Origin of the sequence: Mycobacterium bohemicum DSM 44277 (assembly GCF_001053185.1) — a bacterium.
GTDB classification, from domain to species: domain Bacteria; phylum Actinomycetota; class Actinomycetes; order Mycobacteriales; family Mycobacteriaceae; genus Mycobacterium; species Mycobacterium bohemicum.
Genome location: NZ_CSTD01000002.1, coordinates 501,512 through 524,538, shown reverse-complemented (window position 1 = coordinate 524,538; position 23,027 = coordinate 501,512). Strand labels below are relative to the sequence as shown.

26 protein-coding genes are annotated in these 23,027 nt (G+C 69.3%); 12 read left to right on the top strand and 14 right to left on the bottom strand.

Features of this window, described 5'->3' with window-relative positions:
- Positions 1 to 11: 11 nt before the first annotated feature.
- A complete protein-coding gene (locus tag BN971_RS12630) occupies positions 12 to 1,607 on the bottom strand; it encodes a bifunctional 3-(3-hydroxy-phenyl)propionate/3-hydroxycinnamic acid hydroxylase (RefSeq protein ID WP_085182677.1) in 1,596 nt (531 codons plus the stop codon).
- A gap of 92 nt (positions 1,608 to 1,699) precedes the next feature.
- On the opposite strand from BN971_RS12630, the gene BN971_RS12625 reads away from it, so the two are divergent.
- The 6 genes from BN971_RS12625 (at position 1,700) to BN971_RS12600 (ending at position 6,521) form a co-directional block, all read left to right on the top strand.
- On the top strand, positions 1,700 to 2,359 hold the full coding sequence (locus tag BN971_RS12625; RefSeq protein ID WP_085182678.1) for a TetR/AcrR family transcriptional regulator: 660 nt from the start codon (positions 1,700 to 1,702) through the stop codon (positions 2,357 to 2,359).
- A complete protein-coding gene (locus BN971_RS12620; protein ID WP_085182679.1) occupies positions 2,356 to 3,138 on the top strand; it encodes a 2-keto-4-pentenoate hydratase in 783 nt (260 codons plus the stop codon). Before BN971_RS12625 ends, BN971_RS12620 begins: the two co-directional genes overlap by 4 nt.
- Positions 3,139 to 3,153: 15 nt before the next feature.
- Entirely contained in the window at positions 3,154 to 4,101 is a 948-nt protein-coding gene (locus tag BN971_RS12615; protein ID WP_085182680.1) for an acetaldehyde dehydrogenase (acetylating), read from the top strand.
- Positions 4,098 to 5,117: a 4-hydroxy-2-oxovalerate aldolase gene (gene dmpG, locus BN971_RS12610; protein WP_085182681.1), complete on the top strand. Its 1,020-nt coding sequence runs from the start codon at positions 4,098 to 4,100 to the stop codon at positions 5,115 to 5,117. The genes BN971_RS12615 and dmpG overlap by 4 nt, the downstream gene beginning before the upstream one ends.
- A gap of 164 nt (positions 5,118 to 5,281) precedes the next feature.
- Entirely contained in the window at positions 5,282 to 6,109 is an 828-nt protein-coding gene (locus BN971_RS12605) for a DUF4383 domain-containing protein (RefSeq protein WP_170322151.1), read from the top strand.
- 112 nt (positions 6,110 to 6,221) lie between these two features.
- On the top strand, positions 6,222 to 6,521 hold the full coding sequence (locus tag BN971_RS12600) for a hypothetical protein (protein WP_085182684.1): 300 nt from the start codon (positions 6,222 to 6,224) through the stop codon (positions 6,519 to 6,521).
- 4 nt (positions 6,522 to 6,525) lie between these two features.
- On the opposite strand, the gene BN971_RS25065 is transcribed toward BN971_RS12600, so the two are convergent.
- Positions 6,526 to 6,699 (bottom strand): hypothetical protein, encoded by a 174-nt coding sequence (locus BN971_RS25065; protein WP_169718649.1) that lies wholly within the window; start codon positions 6,697 to 6,699, stop codon positions 6,526 to 6,528.
- Positions 6,700 to 6,940: 241 nt separating this feature from the next.
- Here BN971_RS25065 and BN971_RS12595 point away from each other — a divergent pair, with 241 nt between their 5' ends.
- Positions 6,941 to 7,882, top strand: a complete 942-nt coding sequence (locus tag BN971_RS12595; RefSeq protein WP_085182685.1) for a lytic transglycosylase domain-containing protein — start codon at positions 6,941 to 6,943, stop codon at positions 7,880 to 7,882.
- 72 nt (positions 7,883 to 7,954) lie between these two features.
- On the opposite strand, the gene BN971_RS12590 is transcribed toward BN971_RS12595, so the two are convergent.
- The 7 genes from BN971_RS12590 to BN971_RS12555 form a co-directional block, all read right to left on the bottom strand.
- The gene (locus tag BN971_RS12590) at positions 7,955 to 8,725 is read right to left on the bottom strand and encodes an enoyl-CoA hydratase (protein WP_245837007.1); all 771 of its coding nucleotides are present in this window, start codon (positions 8,723 to 8,725) and stop codon (positions 7,955 to 7,957) included.
- 146 nt (positions 8,726 to 8,871) lie between these two features.
- On the bottom strand, positions 8,872 to 9,762 hold the full coding sequence (locus BN971_RS25060) for a hypothetical protein (protein ID WP_170322143.1): 891 nt from the start codon (positions 9,760 to 9,762) through the stop codon (positions 8,872 to 8,874).
- Positions 9,763 to 9,796: 34 nt separating this feature from the next.
- Positions 9,797 to 10,267 carry a lipoprotein LpqH gene (locus BN971_RS12575; RefSeq protein ID WP_085182687.1) on the bottom strand — a complete coding sequence of 157 codons (471 nt, stop codon included), beginning with the start codon at positions 10,265 to 10,267 and terminating at the stop codon, positions 9,797 to 9,799.
- Between the two features lie 142 nt (positions 10,268 to 10,409).
- Positions 10,410 to 11,057, bottom strand: a complete 648-nt coding sequence (locus tag BN971_RS12570) for a S1 family peptidase (RefSeq protein WP_085182688.1) — start codon at positions 11,055 to 11,057, stop codon at positions 10,410 to 10,412.
- 121 nt (positions 11,058 to 11,178) lie between these two features.
- Positions 11,179 to 12,048, bottom strand: coding sequence for an alpha/beta fold hydrolase (locus tag BN971_RS12565; RefSeq protein WP_211279840.1), 870 nt, complete (start codon positions 12,046 to 12,048; stop codon positions 11,179 to 11,181).
- A 35-nt stretch (positions 12,049 to 12,083) separates the two neighbouring features.
- Positions 12,084 to 12,248, bottom strand: coding sequence for a hypothetical protein (locus BN971_RS25055; RefSeq protein ID WP_169718650.1), 165 nt, complete (start codon positions 12,246 to 12,248; stop codon positions 12,084 to 12,086).
- 164 nt (positions 12,249 to 12,412) lie between these two features.
- Positions 12,413 to 13,561, bottom strand: coding sequence for a TDT family transporter (locus BN971_RS12555; protein ID WP_085182690.1), 1,149 nt, complete (start codon positions 13,559 to 13,561; stop codon positions 12,413 to 12,415).
- Between the two features lie 261 nt (positions 13,562 to 13,822).
- Here BN971_RS12555 and BN971_RS12550 point away from each other — a divergent pair, with 261 nt between their 5' ends.
- Positions 13,823 to 15,364 (top strand): LCP family protein, encoded by a 1,542-nt coding sequence (locus tag BN971_RS12550; protein WP_085182691.1) that lies wholly within the window; start codon positions 13,823 to 13,825, stop codon positions 15,362 to 15,364.
- A 31-nt stretch (positions 15,365 to 15,395) separates the two neighbouring features.
- On the opposite strand, the gene BN971_RS12545 is transcribed toward BN971_RS12550, so the two are convergent.
- Positions 15,396 to 16,187, bottom strand: coding sequence for an SDR family NAD(P)-dependent oxidoreductase (locus BN971_RS12545; protein WP_085182692.1), 792 nt, complete (start codon positions 16,185 to 16,187; stop codon positions 15,396 to 15,398).
- Between the two features lie 64 nt (positions 16,188 to 16,251).
- Between BN971_RS12545 and BN971_RS12540 the strand changes: the two genes are divergently transcribed.
- Positions 16,252 to 17,145, top strand: coding sequence for an NAD(P)-dependent oxidoreductase (locus BN971_RS12540; protein WP_085182693.1), 894 nt, complete (start codon positions 16,252 to 16,254; stop codon positions 17,143 to 17,145).
- Here the strand turns inward: BN971_RS12540 and BN971_RS12535 are convergent.
- The 4 genes from BN971_RS12535 to BN971_RS12520 form a co-directional block, all read right to left on the bottom strand.
- Positions 17,128 to 17,958, bottom strand: a complete 831-nt coding sequence (locus BN971_RS12535) for an SDR family oxidoreductase (RefSeq protein WP_085182694.1) — start codon at positions 17,956 to 17,958, stop codon at positions 17,128 to 17,130. The two genes, BN971_RS12540 and BN971_RS12535, sit on opposite strands and share 18 nt — an antisense overlap.
- A gap of 210 nt (positions 17,959 to 18,168) precedes the next feature.
- Positions 18,169 to 19,104 carry an enoyl-CoA hydratase gene (locus BN971_RS12530; protein ID WP_085182695.1) on the bottom strand — a complete coding sequence of 312 codons (936 nt, stop codon included), beginning with the start codon at positions 19,102 to 19,104 and terminating at the stop codon, positions 18,169 to 18,171.
- 32 nt (positions 19,105 to 19,136) lie between these two features.
- Positions 19,137 to 19,958 (bottom strand): ABC transporter permease, encoded by an 822-nt coding sequence (locus BN971_RS12525; protein ID WP_085182696.1) that lies wholly within the window; start codon positions 19,956 to 19,958, stop codon positions 19,137 to 19,139.
- Positions 19,955 to 20,620 carry an ABC transporter ATP-binding protein gene (locus tag BN971_RS12520; RefSeq protein ID WP_085182697.1) on the bottom strand — a complete coding sequence of 222 codons (666 nt, stop codon included), beginning with the start codon at positions 20,618 to 20,620 and terminating at the stop codon, positions 19,955 to 19,957. The genes BN971_RS12525 and BN971_RS12520 overlap by 4 nt, the downstream gene beginning before the upstream one ends.
- Positions 20,621 to 20,704: 84 nt before the next feature.
- Between BN971_RS12520 and BN971_RS12515 the strand changes: the two genes are divergently transcribed.
- From BN971_RS12515 to BN971_RS12505, 3 genes are all read left to right on the top strand, one after another.
- A complete protein-coding gene (locus BN971_RS12515) occupies positions 20,705 to 20,869 on the top strand; it encodes a hypothetical protein (RefSeq protein WP_090350210.1) in 165 nt (54 codons plus the stop codon).
- On the top strand, positions 20,870 to 22,357 hold the full coding sequence (locus BN971_RS12510) for an alpha,alpha-trehalose-phosphate synthase (UDP-forming) (protein WP_085182699.1): 1,488 nt from the start codon (positions 20,870 to 20,872) through the stop codon (positions 22,355 to 22,357).
- Between the two features lie 78 nt (positions 22,358 to 22,435).
- Entirely contained in the window at positions 22,436 to 23,014 is a 579-nt protein-coding gene (locus BN971_RS12505; RefSeq protein WP_085182700.1) for a hypothetical protein, read from the top strand.
- Positions 23,015 to 23,027: the final 13 nt, after the last annotated feature.

The following is a 23,027-nucleotide window of genomic DNA, read 5'->3' as shown; positions in this document are numbered from 1 at the left end:
CGATATCTCCCCTACGCCGTGGCGGTCGCAAGCGGGGCGTTGCCGGGCGTAGCGGGTCGCCGCTCGATGAATCCGGCCGGAGGCGGCGGCAGGGGTTGGTCCTCTTTGGCCGCGGCGTAGACGAAGCCGTCGGGCCGCACCACCACCACCGACGCCCCCCTCTTGTCGAGCCAGCGCGTCAGGACGCCGTCGGCGTCCATCACGCTGTCGGGCTTCGGAACCGCGCCGGGCACAAGGATTTTCAGGACCGGCACGCCGGCTTCACGCCACTGCCGCGCGTCGGGCGCCGACCCGAGGTGCAGCACCGCCCAGCGGCCGCCGATGACGTCGTCCAGGCGGACCGCGTCGCCCTTCTCCGCCACGACCCACGGTTGGGGGATCAGCCAGCCGACGGCGCCGTTCCCGTTGAGCGCCAACAGGCCTTCGCGGTAGCGGGCGTCGGGCAGCCAGCGGTGCTGACGGAGCCACGACGTGAAGCCGGGCACCTTGCTGGCGGTGCGGAAGAAGTGGTTGCGCACGGCGGCGCGCCGCGGGTCGCGCTGGATGATCAGTTTGCCCGTCTTGACCGCTCGGTTGGTCACGTCCTTCACGTGTGGCATCCGCTCGGCCTGGTAGGTGTCCAAGATCGACTCGGGCAGCGAACCGTTCAGCACCGCGCCCAGCTTCCAGCACAGGTTCGCGACGTCGCGCACACCGGCGCACATGCCCTGGCCGATCCACGGCGGCATCGCGTGCGCGGCGTCGCCGGCCAGGAAGACCCGCCCGACCCGCCACCGATCGGCGAACCGGACGTGGTGGCTGTAGCAGGCGAAGCCGAGGATCTTCACGTTGTCCGGCGAGATCCCCTGCGCGCGCAACACATTCCAGATCGCCTCCTCGGACAGCAGGTCCTTTTCGTCCTCCTCGTCACGCACCGGGAACTCCCAGCGGTGGTGGCCCAGCGGGGTGGGGCAGTCCACGGTCGGGCGTTCCGGGTTGCAATGGAACCGCAGCCGGTCATGGCCCGGCCACTCCTCGAGCACCTTGGTGTCGATCACGATCCAGCGCTCCCCGAAGGTGCGCCCGCCGAAGCCGATGCCCAATTGGCCGCGGACGAAGCTCGACCCGCCGTCGGCGGCGATCACGTACGACGCCCGGATGCGCCGGAATTCGTCCACGCGGAGGTCGGCCAGCATCAATTCGACGTGCTCGTCGCGCTGGACCACCCGCAGGCACTCGTGTTCGAGGAGGACCGTGACGTTGGGGAAGCGGTCCACCCCCTCCCGCAGCACCGCTTCCAGCGCCGGCTGGTAGATGAACTGCTGCGGCGGGTGGCCGTTGCCCCGCGACACCGGCAGCAGCCGCACGAACGGCACCCCGTCGGCGTCGACGAAGTTCGCCCCGTTCCCGGGTTGCATGTCGGCGTTGAGCCGGTCGGCCAAGCCGACCTGTTGCCAGATGCGCACGACCTCTTCGTCGGTCGAGATGGCCCTGGCCCGCGCGTAGATGTTCGGATCGCGCTCGACGACGACCACCTTGAGGCCCATCTGGCCGAGCAGATTGGCGGCGGTGACGCCGACGGGTCCATACCCGACGATCGCGACGTCGTGAGTCGGTTGGTCTGACATGAGGGGAACCTTCGCTGGAAGAGTTTGTTAATGTAGCGCTCCATACGGTAAGCTACGGATAGCGTGATCGTCAACACCCCCAAGGAGGGCATGTGGCCAAGAAGAAGACCCACGGCGCCGCGGCCGCGCAACCCCGTGCTCAACGGCGCACCCGAGCCAACGGCGAGCAATCGCGCGAGCGAATCCTGGACGCGGCAACCGAAGTCGCCACCGAACGCGGCTACGACGGCACCACGATCTCGCTGGTCAGCAAGAAGAGCGGCTTGCCGCCGACCTCCATCTACTGGCACTTCGCCGACAAGGACGACCTGATCGCGGCGGTGATCGACCGCAGCTTCCAGCGTTGGCTGGCCGCGCTGGACCTGCCGGCGGTGACCGCGGACCCCGCGTGGGTGACCGAACTCGGCGGGCAGGTCGCCAAGGCCCTCCTCGACGCGCCGGACTTCCTGCGCCTCGGCCTGATGCTGAGCCTGGAGCGCCGCCCTGCCGAACCGCGGGCCAGGGAGATGTTCCTCGAGGTCCGCGACCGGGCGTTCCACCGGTTCGAGGACATGGTGCGCGAGGTGGCGCCGGCGCTCGACGACGAGGGGGTGCGGCTGCTGACCACCTACGCGATCGCCGGCGCCGACGGCCTGTTCATCGCCAAGGAAGTCGGCGGCGATTCCGTCGATCTGGTCAAGCTGATGGACCTCCACGCGCGGATCGTCTTCGAGATGGCGGCCAAGTTGCTCGGTCCCGAGGGCCCGGCATGACCGCCCAATCCATGGCCGACGCCGCTCGCCTGCTCTACGACGCCCAGGTCAGCGCAACACCTATTCCCCCGCTGACGCGGACCTATCCGGGGATGGCCGTGCCCCAGGCGTATTCGGTGCAACGCATCAACTTGGCCCGACAGATCGGCGCCGGGCGCGTGCTGCGCGGCCACAAGATCGGCCTGACGTCGGCCGCCATGCAAGAGCTCCTCGGCGTCGACGAGCCCGACTTCGGGTACATCCTCGACAGCATGGTGCTGCCCGACGGTGCGGCCGTTCCGGTCAGCGCGTTCTGCGCCCCGCGCGTCGAGCCGGAGGTCGCCTTCCTGATGCGGAAGCCCTTGCGCGGAACGGGGATAACCGTCGACGACGTGATGACGGCGACGCGGGCGGTGGCCCCGGCCCTGGAGATCGTCGACAGCCGGATCGCCGACTGGCGAATCACGCTGGCCGACACCATCGCCGACAACGCCAGTTCCGGTGCGGTGGTGCTGGGCGAGTGGGTACCGATCGAACAGGCTCCGCCGCTGCCGGAGACCACCGCCACCCTCGTCGTCAACGACGCGAACGTGGGCACCGGGCCCGGCACCGCCGTGATGGGTGACCCGGCCGCGGCCGTCGCGTGGCTGGCCAACGCGCTGGCGCGGTTCGACACCACCATCGAGGCCGGCGAGATCGTCATGTCCGGCTCCTACACCACGGCCGAATTCGTCACCGTGGGAGACCTGGCCTCCGCGACGGTCACCGGGCTCGGCTCCGTCGGCGTGAGCTTCGAGTAGTCCAGGAGAGATTCCATGAGAAAAGAACGATTCCCGGTCGCCATCATCGGGTCCGGCAATATCGGCACCGACCTCATGCTGAAGGTTCTCCGCAGCGCCGGACCGCTGGCTGTGGCGGCGATGATAGGCATAGACCCGGGGTCCGACGGGCTGGCGAGGGCGAAAAGTCTTGGTGTCCGAGCGTCTTCGGACGGCGTCGACGGCCTGCTGGCCATGCCGCACTTCGACGACGTCCGGCTGGTGTTCGACGCCACCAGCGCGGGCGCGCACGCCAGGCACTGGAACCTGTTGCGCGACACAGACGTGCGCGTTCTCGACCTCACCCCCGCAGCGATCGGCCCCTTCTGCGTGCCGGTGGTCAACCTGGAAGACCATATCGACGCGGCGAACCTCAACATGGTGACCTGCGGGGGCCAGGCCACCGTGCCGATCGTCGCTGCGGTCAACGACGCGGCACTGGTGTCCTACGCCGAGATCGTCTCGTCCATCTCGTCGAAGTCGGCCGGTCCGGGGACGCGGGCCAACATCGACGAGTTCACCGAGACGACCGCCACCGCGCTGAAAACCGTTGGCGGAGCGCAGCGAAGCAAGGCCGTGATCATCCTCAACCCGGCCGATCCCCCGATCCTCATGCGCAACACTGTCTACTGCCTGGTCGAGGGGGACTGTGACCACGCGGCCGTCGAGGCCTCGATCGCCGCGATGGTCGACCGGGTCACCCGGTATGTGCCTGGTTACCGGCTCACCAGGCCCGTCCAGTTCGAGACGTTCGGCCCCGACCGGCCGCTGCACATCCCGGAAACCGGGAAGTTCATCGGCACCCGGGTCACCGTGATGCTGCAGGTGACCGGAGCCGCCGACTATCTGCCCCCGTACGCCGGCAACCTCGACATCATGACGTCGGCCGCCCTGGCCACGGCGGAACGCATCGCCGCCCACTCGATGACCGGAGTCTCGCTATGACGGAGCCGCTCCACATCAGCGACGTCACCCTGCGCGACGGCATGCACGCCGTCCGGCACCAGTACACCCTGGAACAGGTGACCGCCATCGCCCGGGCGCTGGATGCGGCCGGCGTGGACTCGATCGAGGTCGCCCACGGCGACGGGCTGTCCGGGTCCAGCTGCGTCTACGGATTCGGCGCCCACACCGATCTGGAGTGGATCGAAGCCGTAGCCGGCGTCGTCGAAAAGGCAAAGGTCGCAACGCTGGTGCTGCCGGGCATCGGGACGGTGCGCGACCTCGCCGCCGCCCACCGGGCGGGCGCCGGCGTCGTGCGCGTGGCGACGCACTGTACGGAGGCCGACATCTCCGCCCATCACATCGCCGCGGCGCGCGACCTCGGCATGGACACCGTCGGGTTCCTCATGATGAGCCACATGACCACCCCGCGGGCGCTGGCCGAACAGGCCGTCCTGATGGAGGGATACGGCGCGGGGTGCATCTACGTCGTCGACTCCGGTGGCGCCATGACGATGCGCGACGTCGCCGAGCGGGTCGACGCGGTCCGCCAAAGCCTGCACGGCACAACCGAAGTCGGCATCCACGCCCACCACAACATGGCTCTGGGCGTGGCGAATTCGATCGTGGCGGTCGAGCGCGGCTGTCGCCGTGTCGATGCGTCGCTGACGGGCATGGGCGCCGGGGCCGGCAACGCGCCGCTGGAGGTCTTCGTCGCGGCGGCCACCCGGATGGGCTGGCGGCACCGTTGCGATCTCAACGCCCTGGAAGACGCCGCCGACGACTTGGTGCGCCCGCTACAGGAGCGGCCCGTGCGCGTCGACCGGGAGACCTTGACGCTCGGCTTCGCCGGCGTGTACTCCAGCTTCTTGCGGCACGCCGAGGCAACCGCCGAACGGTTCGACGTCGATGCGCGAGCCCTTCTGGTCGAAGCCGGGCGCCGCGGCCTGGTCGGCGGACAGGAGGACCTGCTCATCGACATCGCCCTCGACCTGGCCCGCGCGCGGGTTGCGGGGTAACCGCGCGGCGCCGGTGTAATCCGGCCAATAGCGGGTAGGCGGAGTCATCGGGCTATTTGGTGGGAGGTACAGCGATGCCGATGACGGCGGGACCGGTCCCGGGAAAGACGTCCGGCCTACGGAGAGTCCCCATGGACCCGGGGCGTTTTCACAGTGGGCGTTGGATGCTGCTGGCGCAAGGCGTGCTGGTGTGCGCGTTGGGCATCGGCGGCTTGATCGCGGATATGCTGCACCCGCATGCCGGCCCCACCGGCGCCAAATTTCTCGGCCTGGCCTCCACCTGGCCGCACAACACGATGCTGGTGGCGTTTGGCGTGGTCGCCATCGTGGCCGTGGGCAGGCGCCGCGCGGCGGTCGTCGTGACCGCGTCGAGCGCCGTCGCCTACACGATCCTGTTGTTTGTCACCAGTGTCGCCACGGCGCGCTCAAGGCCGACGCCTTTTGGGTTCCACGCGGCCGACATCGTGCTGCACGGTGTGCTGGCGGTCGCCAATTTCGCGCTGCTGATGTGGCTAATCCCCGACGAGCTGGGCGACGAGGTCTGGGCTCCGCGCCGGCCGGAGGAACGCAGCCAGGATCAACCGCCTCCCGCGGCCTCCGAAGCGGTCGAGGCGCCGGCGCCCGGTTCACCCGCGCCCCGCAACGGCGTCGCTGGTCACGGCGACGCGCTCGACCCCCAGCGCGGCCAGCAGCGCCTCGCCCAGTGCGCGCGCCGCGCGCGGCGCCGCAAGGGCACCGGCGGCGCCCACGATCGCCTCGTCGACCGGGCCCAGATCGCGCGCCATGTCGCCGGCCACGGCCACGATCGCCGCCTCCGCGGCCCGCACGCCGCCGGGCGATGCGAGTCCCGGCGCGCCCGCTCCCTCGGCCCGCCGGCCGCCCGCGGCGGCCCGGCAGGACGTCTTGCCGAGATCGACGGCGATGATCACCGCACCCATCCTTCACCGGCGCCGGGGGCGATGTCGACCGCGGGCCGTCCGTTGAGCGCTTAAAGCTTTGCACCGCAACGCATTACGATGCTCTCGCCGGTGCGCACAGGTACTCGTCACCGATCCCGACGACCCTTTGCCGTGGGCATGCGCGGCGATACCATGGGTCATGCGTATGACCCGCGTCGCCGCGGCGGTCGGTATAGCCGCCGCCGTCGCCGTTCTTGACCCGCTTGCGCTGATCGCGCCGTCCGCTCATGCCGACATCAGCGGTTACCGTCGTTGCGTGGGAAGCGTCAAGCAAGTCCCATTGAGCAATCCGGACCCACAGAGTCTGCAGCTCGCCCGGCTTGTCGAGATGGACATCAAGTCCGGTGCCTCCCCCGCCGCCGAAGCTCAGAAAGTCAACCAGATGGGTTTCGACCAGAACCTCGCCGACGCGGTCGTGCAGTGCGCCATGCAGAACAACCCGTAGGGAGCTACAAGGCCCCCTTCACCGGCGCCCCGTCGGCGACCACCTGCTTGGCGCAGTCGATCATCCGCTCACTCAGGTGCACAAGAGGGTCTTCGTGCCCACCGGGCATCGTGTAGGCCAACTGGCGCAATTCGACGGCGAACTCGTACAAATTTTGTTTCAGCGAAGCAATGTTCATCAAATGTCTCCGACTCCCCCAGTCGGGATCGTGGCGGAAATGTGAAGCGCGGACCCGATCAACCAAAAAAATACCCCTCGGCGATCCGGCTCACAACCGCTGCGCGTCGTCGTCCTGGCTGCTACGTCGCCAAGATCGAGACCCGCGAACCGAGGCTCTAGGCTTTTCTGTGGATGTTGCCCAGCGCATGAGAGTTGTCACCGCCGTGAGCCGAAGCCGAGCTGCCGCCGGCGTCGCAGGGATGCGACGCGCCGGGCCACCGATCCTGGCCGCCATGGTCGCGCTCGCGGCATGCGCGGGACCGACTGCGGTGCGACAGGCGACACCCGCCACCGCCCCGAACGCCCCCACGGCGGCCGCCACCCCGCTGGCGTCACGGACCCCGCCCGCGGCACCGCGCCCGCCCGAGGGCGTCCAGCCCCAACTCGCGTCGGATCCGGCCCAGCTGGCCGACGACCTCGTCGCCGACGAGCGGGCGCTGCGGGACCCGTCGACGGCCGAGCCGGCGCTGACGGCGGCGGCCCACCGCGAGCAGGCGGCCTACCGCGCAATCGGGCGGCATCCCGAATGGGATGCGATCGCGCGGCCGCGAATCCCGGCGGAGTTACTCGACGTCTACGACCGCAACGTCGACGCCCGTCGACAGCTGCAGGCGATGACGCCCGCCAAAGACACGCTGCCGCCCTGGCGCATCGCGCCGCCCGCCCCGGCCGACGAGCTGCTGGGTTACTACCACGCGGCGGAGGCGGAGTCCGGTGTCGGCTGGAATTACCTGGCCGCCGTCAATTTGGTGGAGACGCGTTTCGGCAGCATCGTCGGCACGAGCGCCGCCGGCGCCGAAGGGCCGATGCAATTCCTGCCGTCGACGTTCGCCGCCTACGCCCAGGGGGGCGATATCAATTCGCCCCACGACAGCATCATGGCCGCGGGCCGCTACCTCGCAGCGAATGGCTTTGGCAGCGATCGTGATGGCGCGATCTACCACTACAACCACGCGCACCAATATGTGCAGGCGGTCGACCAATACGCCGCGTTGATCGCGTCGGATCCGGCCGCGTTCGCCGGCTACTACCGGTGGGACGTCTACTACTCCACCACCGCCGGGGATGTGTTGCTGCCCATCGGTTACGCCGAATCGTCGCCGATCCCGGTCGGCGAGTATCTGGCGGCCCACCCGCAGTGACCGGCCGCCACGGGATGCCGGCGGGGTCCGACCGACCGGGTGCCTCTTCTATCACCAATAGTCAACTGGCGCTTAGCTTTTGCCGCCCTTGCGGGAGAGAAACGCCCGCATGTGGTGCTGCGGTTCACCTGTGAGGAACGCGAGCCCGAACTGCTCGACGCTGTCTTCGATGGCCCCGTGCACCGACATGTCGAACCACTTGTTGAGCATCCGCTTCTGCTGCCGCACCGCCTGCGGGCCGAAACCGGTGAACTTCGCCGTGAGCTCGGCGATGCGCCGGTCGAGCGCCTCGGGCGCCACGACCTCGTGCACCAGCCCCCATGTGGCCGCCGTCTGGGCGTCGATGGTCTCGCCGGTCATCAACAGCCAGGCCGTGTGGGACGCGCCGATCAGCGCGGGCATCAACGCCGAATGAATCACCGACGGGATCCCGACCGCGACTTCCGGCATCCCGAATTTGGCGCCGGTCTCCGCGATGCGCAGGTCGCACGACATCGCGACTTCCAGGCCACCGCCGAGGCACCAGCCCGCGAGCCGGGCGATGACGGGAGCCGGGCACGCACGGATGGCCTCGCACAGGTTCGCCAGGCCGCGGATGAACACCTCGGCGCTGGCGCGTTCCAATGCGACCATCTCGTTGATGTCGGCGCCGCCGATGAACGCCTTCTCCCCCGACCCGCGCAGCACCACCACCCGCACGTCGTCGTCGGACCCGAGCGAGCGGAACGCCCCGGCCAGCTCCGCGATCGCCCCGCTGCCAATGATGTTGAGTGGCTTGGAGTTGATCAGCTCGACGGTCAGACAGCCGCCGTCGCGACCGAGCCTGACGAAACGTCCGTCCAACGTGGTCCTACTCTCGATTGGCCGCGCCGCTGCGAACGAGGCGCGCCGGGAAGATTAGCACCCCGCGCACACGGAATCCGTGTCGCCGCAACGCGATGCAGGCCGCCCCGGTTTCACCCGGGACGGCCTGCACGGCGGATCCGCCGTCAGTACAGCGGAATCCAGTCCCCGAAGAACCAGTAACCCCAGCCGCCGTACTGCCAGTTGAAGACCGGGATGACGGTGAAGGTGTCGTAGTTGAACGGGCCGAAGTCGGCCCGGGCAGCCACCACGTCGCGCGGCGGTCCGGCCCACGGCCGGTTCCAGCCGCCGGGAGGCGGCGGCGCGCCGCGGCCCACCACGTTGAACTGGACGTCCGCGCCACCGGGGCCGCCGATCTGCGCGCTGGCGCTGACGACGTCGTGGCGCGAGACATAGGGCGGATGCGGCGGCTGCGTGCTCGGCGGATTGAGCACCGGGCGCGCGTTGCGGTCGGGCGGCTGATTCTGCGGGCCTCCGGCCGGCGAGTTGCTCGGTCCGCCCGGCGCATTGGTCTGCCCGTTCGGCGGGCCCGAGGGGCCCCGGTTGGGCGACTCCCAGGGTTCGCCCGTCCGCGGCCCGTTGCCCTGCGTCTGCGGCGGCTGGTTCGGGGTCTGCTGCGGCTGGGGATTCTGCGTCTGCTGCGGCGCCTGGTTCTGGGTCTGCTGCTGAGGGTTCTGGGTCTGCTGCGGCTGCTGGTTCTGGGTCTGCTGCGGCGCCTGGTTCTGGGTCTGCTGCGGCTGGGGATTCTGCGTCTGCTGCGGCTCGGGATTCTGCGGCGGCGGCGCATCGTGGGTTTGCGGCGGCGCGCTCTGCGGCCCGCCGCCCGCGCCTCCGCCGGGATTACCCCCGCCGCCGCCACCCGGGTTTCCCCCGCCGCCACCACCGCCGTGGCAATTCGGGCAGGGCGGGGGCGGGTCCATCGGAGCGGAATTCGCGAGGCCGGGTGCCAGCGTCATCGCCGACAGGCTCACGCCCAAGGCGACCGCCGCCGCGCTCACGACACGATTCACAGACATACTTGCGCCCCTCCTGGGTGTCGATGACCTGCGCTTAGGGGCAGGTCACGTCCATCTCGAATGACTTGGTCACCGGCTTCGGCTGGTTGGGATCGCTCATATCGGTCCCGGTGGCAGTGCCCTTGATCGCGTACGTCTTGCCGTTCACCGCAGCCCCGGCGTTGCTGCCCTGGTTGGGGGCGGCGTCGGAGAAACCGAGTGCGACGCCGTTGACGTTGCCCAGGCCCACCGAGTGGACGATCGGCGGGTTGTCGTTACTGACGACCGCGCCGAGCCCAGCGGTCGCGTCACCGATGCCGATGGTGGTGACGCCGTTCGCCGAATTGCAGGTGACCTGCCCGGTGACGTTCTGGTTCTGCCCGTCGACGATGACCTGCGTGCCCGCCGCCGCCGGCGCCGAGGCCGAGCTCGATGAGCCGGTGTTGGACTTGTTGCCCGAACAGCCGGCGCAGGCGGCGATCGCCACGGCCACGCCGGCCACACCCAGCACGATCCCACGCTTCACTGGCACTCTCCTTCGACTCCCTGGCACCGTTGATACGAATGGGCGCAGGCGAAGCATAGTTGGTCCGCCCAAAATGCCTCTGCGCGTATACCCCGCGCCGAAATTCGCAAACGTGCAATCTCGCGTGGCGAGGCGTCCCTCGTCAGGGCAGGATGTGCAGGCCCCACCTGCCGAGCAGCGGCTGAACCAACACGAAGTCCGTCGTGTAGTCGTCGTTGTCGGGCGAGGACATCAGGAGGCCGACGGCACTCACGGTGCCGTCGGAGTTCTTCACGAAACCGGGACTGCCGCTGTCACCGTTGAGGCTGTACACGCTGGCTTCGACCAGGTCGCCGTCGACGCTCTTGACGGCACCGCACGTCTCACCGGTGACGGCTCCGACCTTGCAGAACGGCATGCCCACCGTGATCTGCGCCGCGCCCAGGACGTCCCGGACCGGGTACCGGCCGTCCACGTCGCCGGTGGGCTCACCGACACCTGGCCCGAGACGGATGATCGCCGCGTCTCTCTTGTCGCCGTCCTGCTCGCTGGCGGTGATCCGTCCGAGCGGCACGCCGTCCGCGTACGTCCAATCCGAGCCGTCATGCGCGTCGCAGTGGCCGCTGGTCATCAGGTAATAGCCGCCGTCCCTGCCCTGGGCCGCGAAACCCGCTGTGCACCTGCCGTTTTCGTCGTCGACCTCGATGCCGGGCGTGGGTGGCGCCGCCGCCAGGGCGGGCTTGGCGAACGTCGTCGCCGCCAGCACCGCGGCACCGACCACTCCCAGCCCCCGCAACCACGGTATGGCCACGCCGCCTCCTCCCTCCTGCCGGGAAGTGATTACAGTCGAATACCGACCGATTGGCAAGGCGAGCCCGGAGTCGCGCCGCGCGAACGCTTTTGGCCGACCACCAGCGTCCTGGTGGCGGTCGCTAGCCGACGTGGCGTGCCAAAAAGTCCAGCACGGCGCCGGCGAAGATGTCATTGCGGTCCCCGGCCACCATGTGCCCGGCACCGCGGACATCGGTGAACTCCACCTGCGGAAAGCGGGCGAGGAATTCGTCGGCGCGCTCCTGGCTGACCAGGTCGCTCATTTGCCCACGAACCAGGAGCATCGGCACGCCCCCACCCAGGATCGTCTCCACCGCCGCGTGCATGCGGTCGGGGTCGGTCACCTCGAACGGGGGCGCGGCCGCGGTGCCGCTGATGAACTGCGGATCCCAGTGCCAGTACCAGCGGTCGCCGCGCCGGCGCAGGTTTGCGGTGAGCCCCTCCAGGTCCGTGGGCCGGGGGCGGTGCGGGTTGTATTCGGCGATCGCGTCGGCGACCTCGTCCAGCGACCCGAAGCCGGATTCGACCCGGTCGGACATGAAGGCGTGGATCCGGTTCGCGCCCGACTGGTCCATGTTCGGCACGATGTCGACCAGGACCACGGCGCTGGCGATGCCCGGTGAGATTTCGCCCGCGAGCAGCATCGAGGTGAACCCACCCAGCGAGGCGCCCACCAGTACCGGTCGCGGGGGCAGCTCGCGCAGCACCTCGGCAACGTCAGCGGCGAAGCTGGTGACACGGTAATCGCCTTCGCTCGACCAGTCCGACTCCCCGTGGCCGCGCAGGTCGATCGTGACGGCCTGCCAACCCCGCTCGGCCACCGCGGCGGCGGCTTTGCCCCACGAGCGGCGGGTTTGCCCGCCACCGTGCAGGAACACCACCGCCCGCGCCGACGGATCGCCGAGGCGATCGGCGACGATACGGACGCCTCCGGGCCCCTCGATGGAGAACGGTTCCGCAGCCTTGCGCATCAGGTGATAGTAAGACCCGGCGCGCAAAGGTGAGGTCAGCTACCGGGTTTGCCGTGCTCGCCGCGCCAGAGCCGGGCGAACCGCTCGGCGACGCCGCGGAGCCGGCCACCCGATCGTTGGGCATCCTTGATCTTGCCGAGGGTCTGGGCGCCCTCCGCGGCGTAGTCTTTGACGGATTCGTCGCCTTCTTCAGCGCGCATGCTTGTTCCCTTCCAGACGCTTTTGAGATCGGGGCCGCCGCCGTGGCGCTCGGAGCCGCGGTGCACCTCCGTCCCGTCCACCCTGGGGCCTACCCGTCGCGGCAGTCTCCAAACCCGTCGCCTGAAAGCTGTTGCGGCACAGGGACTCTGGCCGGGGGAACAGTTCAGGAAACCCGCTGCTTGCTGGCCTTGATCGGCTCGGCGCTCGGCGGCAGCTTCCATAGATTGCCGCGCAGGCTGCCGCCCGCGGTGCGGATCGCCACCAGGACCCAGGTGAGCAGCAGCCCCACGTACGCGGCGGCGGCGGCGACGTTGAACGCCGGCAGATGGGTGTGCGCGGCCAGCTGCGTGGTGCCGGTGACGAAGGTGCCGACGGGGAACGTGAGGCTCCACCACGTCAGCGCGAACGGCATGCCGCGCCGCAGCGTGCGCACCGTCAGCGAGGTGGCCAGGGCGATCCACAACACCGCGAATCCCCACACCGGGACGCCGTAGACGACCGCGAAGGCATTCATGACCTCGGCCGTCTCGTGGTTGACGACCAGCCCGGCGTTGGACCCCAAGATCCCGACGGCGGTGATCGACTGGCCGAGCGGCCCCAGCACGATCCACAGCGTGGGAACCCGGGCGGATCCGGAGGTGCCGTAGAGGACCAGTCGGCTCCAGATCATCGCGATGATGTTCAACGAGGCCAGCAGCGACAGCCCGAACATCGCGTAGCACGCGTAGAGGAGGGTTTCGCGCCCCGCCCCGGCGGCGGTGTGCGGCACCAGCAGCGCGCCGGTCGCGGCGGCCACCATGGGCGGCACCACGGGCATCAACCAGCCCCCGAACGCCGCGTCGGGCTCGACGTCGTGCTGGGTGAACATCAGGAAGGGGATGCTGACCGCGGTGAACAATCCGCCGAGCGTTCCCCCGGCCCACAACACCCAGCACAGGTCGACGGCCGCGCGTTCACCGATCAGGTCCCGGCCGACCAGCACCGCTCCCGTACCCACCGTCAACAGGGCCATCGGCGCGGCGCCGTAGAAGTGCGCCATTTGCGGATTGCGGGCGTGCCTGCGCGCGACCGTCGGATGGCGCACCCAGTGACCACCGACCAGCACGATCAGCACCGCGAGCAGCGCGGTGGCCAGCACCCAGACCAGTTGGGCGAACGCGCGCTGCCCCGCCAGGTGGACGGGAAGGGTGGCGGCGGCGCTGGCGACGATCCCGGTGCCCATCACCGAGGCGAACCAGTTGGGCCCGATGTTGCCGAGTACCTCGACCCGGGCGTGCGACGGCGGGACGTCGTTCGGGTTCGCAGCGGTCATAGCTGCAAGACCCTACTGCGCCGCGGTCGGTCGCGCGGCACCGACCGGCGAGAATGCGCTGGTGGGCGGCGGTTTGTGAGGGCTCGGCTCGACCCGGCGCGCCGGTGTTGGCCGCCCGGGAGGTGACCTTGTCGTGACGTTCTCGATTCGGGGCTTTGCGGCAACCTCCCGCATACTTGAAAACATGCGTCCCGCGACATCGCCGCAAACCGCAGCCGGTGCGGTCCCTGCCGATGCACCGGGAACGGGCTGAGGTTTGTGATGGCACGCTCCGGCGGTGCCCATCGCCGTCATCGCGCGGTTCGTCAGCCGTCACGCCTTCGCAAGGTGCTGACGCGCGGCTTCATGGCGCTGGTTTCGGTGGGGGCGGTGCTGATGACCGCTGCCGGCTATTACGTGGCGCACGGCGCGCTGGGCGGCATCACGGTGTCCGACGCCCTGCGCCCGGAAGACCCGCGCTCCACCGGCAACACCATGAACATCCTGCTCATCGGGCTGGACTCGCGCAAAGACCAGGACGGCAACGACCTGCCCTGGTCCATCCTCAAGCACCTGCACGCCGGCGATTCCGACGACGGCGGCTACAACACCAACACCCTGATACTCGTGCACGTCGGAGCCGACAACAAGGTCGTCGCGTTCTCGATCCCGCGCGATGACTGGGTCGCCTTCAACGGGGTCCCGGGATACAACCACATCAAGATCAAAGAGGCGTACGGGCTGACGAAGCAGTACGTCGCGCAGAAGCTGGCAAACCAGGGCGTGAGCGACCAGAAGGAATTGGAGACCAAGGGCCGCGAAGCCGGGCGGGCGGCCACCCTGCGCGCCGTGCGCGCCCTGACCGGGGTTCCGATCGACTACTTCGCCGAGGTCAACCTCGCGGGCTTCTACGACATGGCCCAGACGCTGGGTGGAGTCGAGGTGTGCCTGAACCACCCCGTGTACGACTCCTACTCCGGGGCCGACTTCCCGGCCGGGCGGCAGCGCCTCGATGCCGCGCAGGCGCTGGCGTTCGTCCGCCAGCGGCACGGCCTGGAGAACGGGGACCTCGATCGCACCCACCGCCAGCAGGCCTTCCTGTCATCGGTCATGCAGGAACTGCAGGATTCGGGCACCTTCACCAACATCGACAAGCTCAAGAGCCTGATGGCCGTGGCCCGCAAGGACGTCGTGCTGTCGGCGGGCTGGGACGAAGATTTGATCCAGCGGTTGGGCGCGCTGGCCGGCGGCGACATCGAGTTCCGCACGCTGCCCGTGGTGCGCTACGACAACATCGACGGCCAGGACGTCAACATCGTCGACCCCGCCGCGATCAAGGCGGAGGTGGCGGAGGCGATCGGCGCGCCCGCATCGTCCACCGCGCCCGCCACCACTGCGGCCAAACCCAAGCCGTCCACCGTCGTCGACGTGATCAACGCCGGGAGCATCAGCGGAATGGCCACCCAGGTGGCCGGCGCGCTGAAGAAGCAGGGTTACACCTCGGGCGCCGTTCGCGACCGCAATTCCGGCGAGCCGACGACCACCACGGTCCAGTACGGCATCGGCGCCGACACCGACGCGCAGAACATCGCCAGCGCCTTGGGAATCGACACTCCCCCACAGCTCAGTCCCAGCCTCGAGCCCGGGCACATCCGGGTCATCGTCGACACCAACTTCTCGCTGCCCGCCGCCGACGAAACCACCACCACCACCACGACATCGAGCAAGGCGAACACGTACTACTACAACGGGACGACCACGACGTATCCGACGCCCGACGAGGGCAAGCCGATCGACGGCGGCGGGGTGCCGTGCGTCAATTAGCGGGTCGTCGCCGATGAGCCGGCCGCGTTGATCAGGCGTGGGTTCCGCCGTCGATGCGGATCTCCGTGCCGGTGATGAACGCGCCGTCCTTCGACAACAGCATGGCCACCACACCCGCCACCACGGACGGGTCGGCCATGCCGGTTCCGCTGGATACCTCGGTGGTGGGCAGGACCGGCATCAGCCTGCTGAAGAGCGACCAGTCGGCGTCCTTCGGGAGGTAGCCGGCCGTCGCGTCGGTGATGCCCGACTTGATGCTGCCCGGTGCCACACACACCGCCCGCAGGCCGTCACGCGCGTACTCCAGCGCCAGCGAGTGGGTGAAGGCCTGGATCCCGCCCTTGCTGGCCGCGTACGCCGCCATGTAGGGGTGCGCGAACGAGGCCGAGGTCGAGCTGAAGTTCACGATCGCGCTGCCCGACTTCGCCAGCAGCGCCGGCAGGGCCTCGCGGACCACCAGGAAGGTGCCCGTGAGATTGACCCCGATGATGCGATTCCACAGTTCCAGGCTGGTCTCGTGGGTTTTCGCGGCGCGCAGGATGCCGGCGGCGTTCACCAGCGAGTCGAGCCCGTCGAGCGTCTGCCCGGCCCGGCGGACGCCGTCGATCACCGAATCCTCGTTGGCGACGTCCATCGGCATGGTGGTGAGGCGGTCGGCCGTGCCGGCCGCCTCGGCACGGTCACGGGTGCTGCTCAGGCCCTCTTCGGCGACGTCGGAGGCCACCACCACGGCGCCCTCGTCCAGCAACCGCAGCGCGGTGGCCTGCCCGATTCCCGACGCGGCACCGGTCACCAGGATCCGGTTGCCCTCGAGTCGCCTCATCTGGTTCTCCCGTGTTTGTCCGCGTTGGCGTGCCCATCATCGCAGGACGAGGCAGGGTGGATACATGGACATCGGATTTGTGGGCCTGGGGAACATGGGCCGCGGCATGGCGGTCAACCTGATGAAGGCGGGTCATCACCTGACCGTCTACAACCGATCCCCCGAAAAGGCCGAGGCGCTCACCCGGCAAGGCGCGACGGCCGCGCGCACCGTCGCCGAAACGTGCTCGGGCGACGTGGTATTCACCATGCTGTCCGACGATTCGGCCGTCGAGGACGTGACCCTCGGGGAGGGCGGGGTGGTGGCGTCGCTGCGGCCCGGCGCCACCCACGTCTCGTCGAGCACGATCAGCGTCGCCCTCTCGCAGCGGCTGGCGGCCGCGCATGCGGACGCCGGCCAGCGGTACGTCTCGGCCCCGGTGTTCGGCAGGCCCGAAGCCGCTGCCGCGGCACAGCTTTTCGTTATCGTCGCGGGCGATCCGGAGACGCTGCGGCCGCTGTCGCCGCTGTTCGAGGCCCTCGGTCAGCGGACTTTCGTGGTGTCCGCGCTGCCCCACACCGCCAACCTGGTGAAGCTCAGCGGCAACTTCCTGATCGCGTCGGTGATCGAGAGCGTCGGCGAGGCCGTCGCGCTGGTGGCCAAGGCGGGTGTCGACCGACAGCAGTACGTCGACCTGCTCACCTCGACCCTGTTCGCGGCGCCGGCGTACCGAACGTACGGCGGGCTGATCGCAGCGCGGCAGTTCGAGCCGGCCGGGTTCGCCGCGCGCCTGGGCTTCAAGGACGTCCGGCTGGTTCTCGCCGCCGCCGAGCAGCTCGAGGTGCCGCTGCCCCTGGCCAGCCTGCTGCACGACCGCTTCCTGACGCTGGTGGCGACGGGGGCCGGGGACTTGGACTGGTCGGCGGTGTCTACGCTCGCCGACCGGGACGCCGGTCTGGGCTCAGACGACCCCGCGTAGTCCCTCCGCGCCGAACAGCTGCTCCAGCATCGCCGAGAAGTCGGGCCCGCGGCGCAGGAGATGGCCACCGTCGACGTTGATGCACTGTCCGGTGATCCATTCGGCCGCATCGCTCAGCAGGAACATCGCGAGGTTGGCGACGTCCTCGACCTCGCCGGCACGCGGCAGCGGCGTGCACTTTTGGTAGTCTTCGCTCAACTCGGGCGAATCCAGCACGGCCGCAACGAGTTCCGTGCGAATGAGACCGGGACGGATGCTGTTGACCCGCACCCAGGACGGGCCGAGTTCGTCGGCGGCCAGCTGCATCATGTGGTCGACGGCCGACTTGCTGACCCCGTATGCGCCGAACCAGCGGTGGGTGTTGCTCGCCGCGATCGAGGAGATGCCGACGAACGACCCGCCGCCACCGCGCACCAGCTCGCGCGCCGAATGCTTGAGGACGTACATCGTGCCGTTGACGTTGAGGTCGATCGTGCGCCGCCACGCCTCCGAGTCGATCTGGGTGATGGGACCGATCGTCTCCGAACCCCCAGCGCAATGCACCACCCCGTGCAGCCGCCCGTGCCAGGCCGTCGCCGCGTCCACCGCCCGCGCGGCCTCGTCCTCGTTGGTGACGTCCGCCGGCTCGTAGCGGATCGCGCCGTCGGGCTTGTGTGCTTCGATCTCTTCGACGGCGACCGACAGCCGGTCGGCGTTGCGGCCGACGATCATGACCGAGGCCCCCGCCGCCACCAGCCCGGCGGCGACGCCCTTGCCGATTCCGCTGCCACCGCCGGTGACCAGGTAGGTCCGGTTGTCAAAAGCAAGCTGCACTCGAGCTCCTCACGCCAGAACTGAAACAGGTTCTAGCATGCTGTCACACCGGCCACTCCGGTCTCTGGCCAAGGTGGGTGACGGTTTGCCCGCCTTCGAGCGACAACCGGGGGCCCGGCGGGGTGTGCTGCGGGGATTGTCGCTCGAAGGCGGGCAATTCGGACACCGCCTCGACCGGAGGCGGGTGGGACGGGTGTGGCCAGTGAGTCGCTACGGAGTGTCGCGGCGGGCCACCCGCGTGGGCTTGGCGTTGCGCCAGTCCTCGACGTCGGGCGGCTGGCCGACCGCGTAGCGGTTCTCGTTGTGGGCCGCCCAGTGCGCGTGGCCCAACTCGTGAATGTGAAACGCGTGGCGCAACGCCTCGGTGAAGCCCATCGCGTCGGAGGCCGCGTTGACGGAGTCCTTGACGAGCAGCGCCGCCATCGTGGGGCGCTCGGCGATGCGCCGCGCGAATTCCAGTGTCTTGTCAGCCAATTCGTCGACTGGGAACACCTTGGACACCATGCCGAGCCGATAGGCCTCGTCGGCGTCCAGCGAATCCCCGGTCAGCAACAGCTCTTTGGCCTTGCGAGGACCGAATTCCCAAGGGTGGGCATAGTATTCGACTCCGGGCATGCCCAGGCGCACGGCGACCACATCGCTGAACTTCGCGTTGTCGGCGGCGACGATCAGATCGCACGCCCAGATCAGCATCAGACCGGCCGAGATCGCGTTGCCTTGCACCTGGGCGATCGTGATCTTGCGCAGATCCCGCCAGCGACAGGTGTTCTGGAAGAAGTAATGCCACTCCTGCAGGTAGACCTTCTCCATGATCGGCTCGCGGGTCCCGCCGTTCATGCGGAAGCTCGGAAGCTGGCTGCGCTCGGCGATCGCCAACTCCGAGCCCAGGTCGTGGCCCGCGGAGAAGTTGCGACCGCGCGCCGCCAGAATCACCACGCGGACCGTGTCGTCGGCCTCGGCGCGCAGGAACGCCTCGTCGAGCTGCACCAGAAGACCGCGGTTCTGCGCGTTGTGCGCCTCCGGCCGGTTGAGCCAGATCCGGGCGATGCGGCCGTCGTCGAGGGTTTCGTAGCTCACCAGCTCGTCGGCGCCGCCGGCGGGCACCGCAGAACCTGCTTCGGAACGGGCTTGCTCGGACAGTGTCATTCCGTCCACCTTCTCTTGGAATCCGACTTGGTTTACAGATTACGGCGAGTCTGTAAGCGGTTTCGCGCCGGGTTGGCGGCCGGCCGACGATCGAGCGGGAGCAGCCGGTGGTCGCGGGTGAACACCTGGCGGACCAGGCCGAGCGCGACGACGACGGTCGTGGCGGCGACCGACCCGAGGATGAGGAACATGACTACGGCCTGGACCAACACGGCCTGCACGGGATGCACCCCGGCGAGGATGAGCCCGGTCATGGCGCCCGGCAGGAACACCAGCCCGGTCGCCTTGGTGGTTTCGATCTGCGGGGATATCGCCGACCGCAGGGCCGTCCGCAGGTGCGGCGCGGCCGCCAGCCGGGACGGTTGACCCAGCGCGAGACGGGCCTCGACCTCGTCGCGCTTGTCGCGCAGCTCGTCGACGAGCCGGCGGGCGACCAGCACCATGGCGGTCATCGAGTTGCCGATCATCATCCCGGCGACCGGAACCAGGGTGCGGGCCTGCAGCGGGAACACCCGCAGCCCGAAGATCACGCCCAGGGTCACCACCGCCGACGCGGCGAACGCCGCGATGGCCAGGGGCGCCAGCCGCGGCACCTCCGGCGCCCGCCGGCGGGCGAGGTCCCCCGCGTAGGCCACCATGGCGGCGACCCAGGCCCACGACCACCACAGCGACCGGCCGGGCTCCAGGAGCAGCGTCAGCGCGCCCCCGACGAGCAGCAGCTGGGCCAGCGCCCGGGCGGCCGCCCCCACCAGCTGGCGCTGAAGGCCCAACCGCTGCCACACCGAGATGGCGGCCGCGAACGCCACCAGGACCAGCGACGTCGCCAGGCCGATCCAGCTGACCTGGCCGTTCATCCCGGCACCGACCCGACCGGTCGCAGGCCCAGGCTGCGGCCACGCTCGATGTGCAGGACCCGGTCGGCGGCCCGCTCCACCTGCGCCGCGTCGTGCGTCACCCACAGGGCGGCAATCCCGTCGGCGGCCAAGTCCCGCACCGCCCGCTCGATCACCGCGGCGGCCTCGGCGTCGACGGCGGAGGTGGGTTCGTCCAGCAGCAACACCTGCGGCCGCGCCATCAATGTGCGGGCCAGGCACATGCGCTGCGCCTCCCCGCCCGAGAGCGCGGTCGCGTCCCGGTCCAGCCACGGCCCGGTCAGGGCGACCCGTCCCAACATGGCGCGCATGTCCGCCTCGGAGGCGTTCGGGTCGGCCGCGCGCAGGTTGTCGGCCACGGTGCCCGGGAACGGCGTCGGGCGCTGGAAGCACATGCCCACCACCCGCCGCAACCGCAGCGGATCGATCTCGGCGACGTCCCGGCCGTGGAAGCACACCCGGCCGCTCGTCGGCACCTCCAGGCGATTGCACAACCGCAGCAGTGTCGACTTGCCCGACCCCGACGGGCCGAAAATCGCCGTGACCCCCCGCCCCGGGATCGCGGCCGACAGGCCGTCGAGGGCCCGCACCCCGCCGCGCTCGACGACGACGTCGACGAAGTCGAACGCCAAGTTCTCATCCACCGCCTACCATCCTGCATGACGCCCAGGCGCCTCTTGCTGGTGAGACGGGTGCGGCGGCGCAAAAACGTCGCCTACAGTGGTGTGATGCCTACCAAATCTGATCCTGCGGAAATCGGCGACGTGGAACCGGTCGCCGACAGCACGGCAAGCCAGGCGAGGCGGGTCGTCGCGGCGTATGCGACCGACGCCGACGAATGCCGCGTGTTCCTGTCCATGCTCGGTATTGGACCGTCGAAGCTCGACGCCTAGATGGCTTCCGCGGTACCGCGCAAGCGATCCGGCTTCGGAAATTCCGACTTCGTCGTCGTCGCCAACCGGTTGCCGGTCGACCTGGAGCGGCTTCCGGACGGCACCACCGCCTGGAATCGCAGCCCCGGCGGGCTGGTCACCGCCCTGGAACCGCTCTTGCGCCGACGCCGCGGGGCGTGGGTCGGCTGGCCGGGGGTGCCGGCCGAGGAGATGGGCGACCTCGACGACGAGCCCATCGTCCAGGAGGACCTCGAGCTTCGGCCGGTGCGCCTGTCCGCCGATGACGTCGCCCAGTACTACGAGGGATTTTCCAACGCCACGCTGTGGCCGCTGTACCACGACGTCATCGTCAAACCGATCTACCACCGCGAATGGTGGGACCGCTACGTCGAGGTGAACAGCCGCTTCGCCGAAGCCACGTCGCGGGCCGCCGCCGAGGGCGCGACGGTCTGGGTGCAGGACTACCAGCTGCAACTGGTGCCCAAGATGCTGCGCGAGCTGCGGCCCGACCTGACCATCGGTTTCTTCCTGCACATCCCGTTCCCCCCGGTCGAGCTCTTCATGCAGCTGCCGTGGCGCACGGAGATCGTCGAAGGCCTGCTCGGCGCGGACCTGGTGGGCTTCCACCTGGCCGGCGGAGCGCAGAATTTCCTCTTCCTGGCCCGGCGACTGATCGGCGTCAACACGTCGCGGGGATCCGTCGGGGTGCGCTCGCGATTCGGTGAGGTCGAGCTGGGGTCCCGCATCGTGCGGGTCGGCGCGTTTCCCATCTCGATCGACTCCGGTGCGCTCGATGACGTGGCCCGGCACCGCGACGTGCGGCGCCGCGCCCGCGAGATCCGCGCCGAGCTGGGCAACCCGCGCAAGATCCTGCTCGGCGTCGACCGCCTCGACTACACCAAGGGCATCGATGTCCGGTTGAAGGCCTTCTCCGAGCTGCTGGCCGAGGGCCGCGTCAAACGCGACGACACCGTGCTGATCCAGCTGGCCACGCCCAGCCGCGAACGCGTGGAGAGCTACCAGATCCTGCGCAGCGAGATCGAACGCGAGGTCGGCCACATCAACGGCGAGTACGCCGAGGTCGGTCACCCCGTCGTGCACTATCTGCATCGGCCGGTTCCGCGCCAGGAGCTGATCGCGTTCTTCGTCGCCGCCGACGTCATGCTGGTCACCCCGATGCGCGACGGGATGAACCTGGTGGCCAAGGAGTACGTCGCCTGCCGCAGCGACCTGGGCGGCGCGCTGGTGCTGAGCGAATTCACCGGCGCGGCAGCCGAACTCCGGATGGCCTACCTGGTCAACCCGCACGACCTCGAGGGCGTCAAGGACGCCATCCAGGCCGCGCTCGAGCAGACGGACGAGGAGGGCCGGCGCCGGATGCGGTCGCTGCGCCGCCAAGTGCTCGCCCACGACGTCGACCGCTGGGCGCGCTCGTTCCTGGACGCGCTCGCCGAGCCGGGCGCGGGCCCCGTCGATAGCCCCGAATAGCTCTCTGCCCATGGTGTTTCGGCGGCAACGCTGTGATACTCGATGCAGCAGTCATCGAAGGTCGCGAAGGGAGGAGCCGTGAAGGTTCGTCACGGGCTGGCCGCCGGCGCCGGCATCTTCTCGGCGGTCGCATTGGGATTCGGACTGGAGTCGGAGAACCCGGCGCGAGCGGTTGCTCCACCGGCGGACGGCAAGTACTCCTTCGAGCAGGCCGGGGTGTCCGGAGTGACGTGGACGGTCACGGCGTTGTGCGATCAGGTCAACGGAAGCCGTTACTACAAGGACTATTCCAACCCCGACATCATGGCGGACTTCTGCGCGCTGAACGTGGTGAGCTCGACCGACGAAGAGATCAGCCGCCAGGACAAGCTGCAGAACTACAGCGGCAGGGCCAGGCTGGTCAGCGGGATGTGGACCTTCAAGGTGGACGTGGCCGACGGCGTCTCCTGCCCCAACGGCGGCACCGGCGCCTCCACCGAGACGTTCGCCTTCGACAACGAGACGATGGCCGGTACGCACACGTCGTTGCACGGCGCGGTGTGCGGCCTGCAGCCGGCGATGAGCAAACAGCCGTTCTCGCTACACCTCAGCGGCCCGCCGCCCAGCCCCATCCAGCGTTATCCGTTGCAGTGCAACGACATTGCCATCTGCTACTGACCGGGAGCCCCGG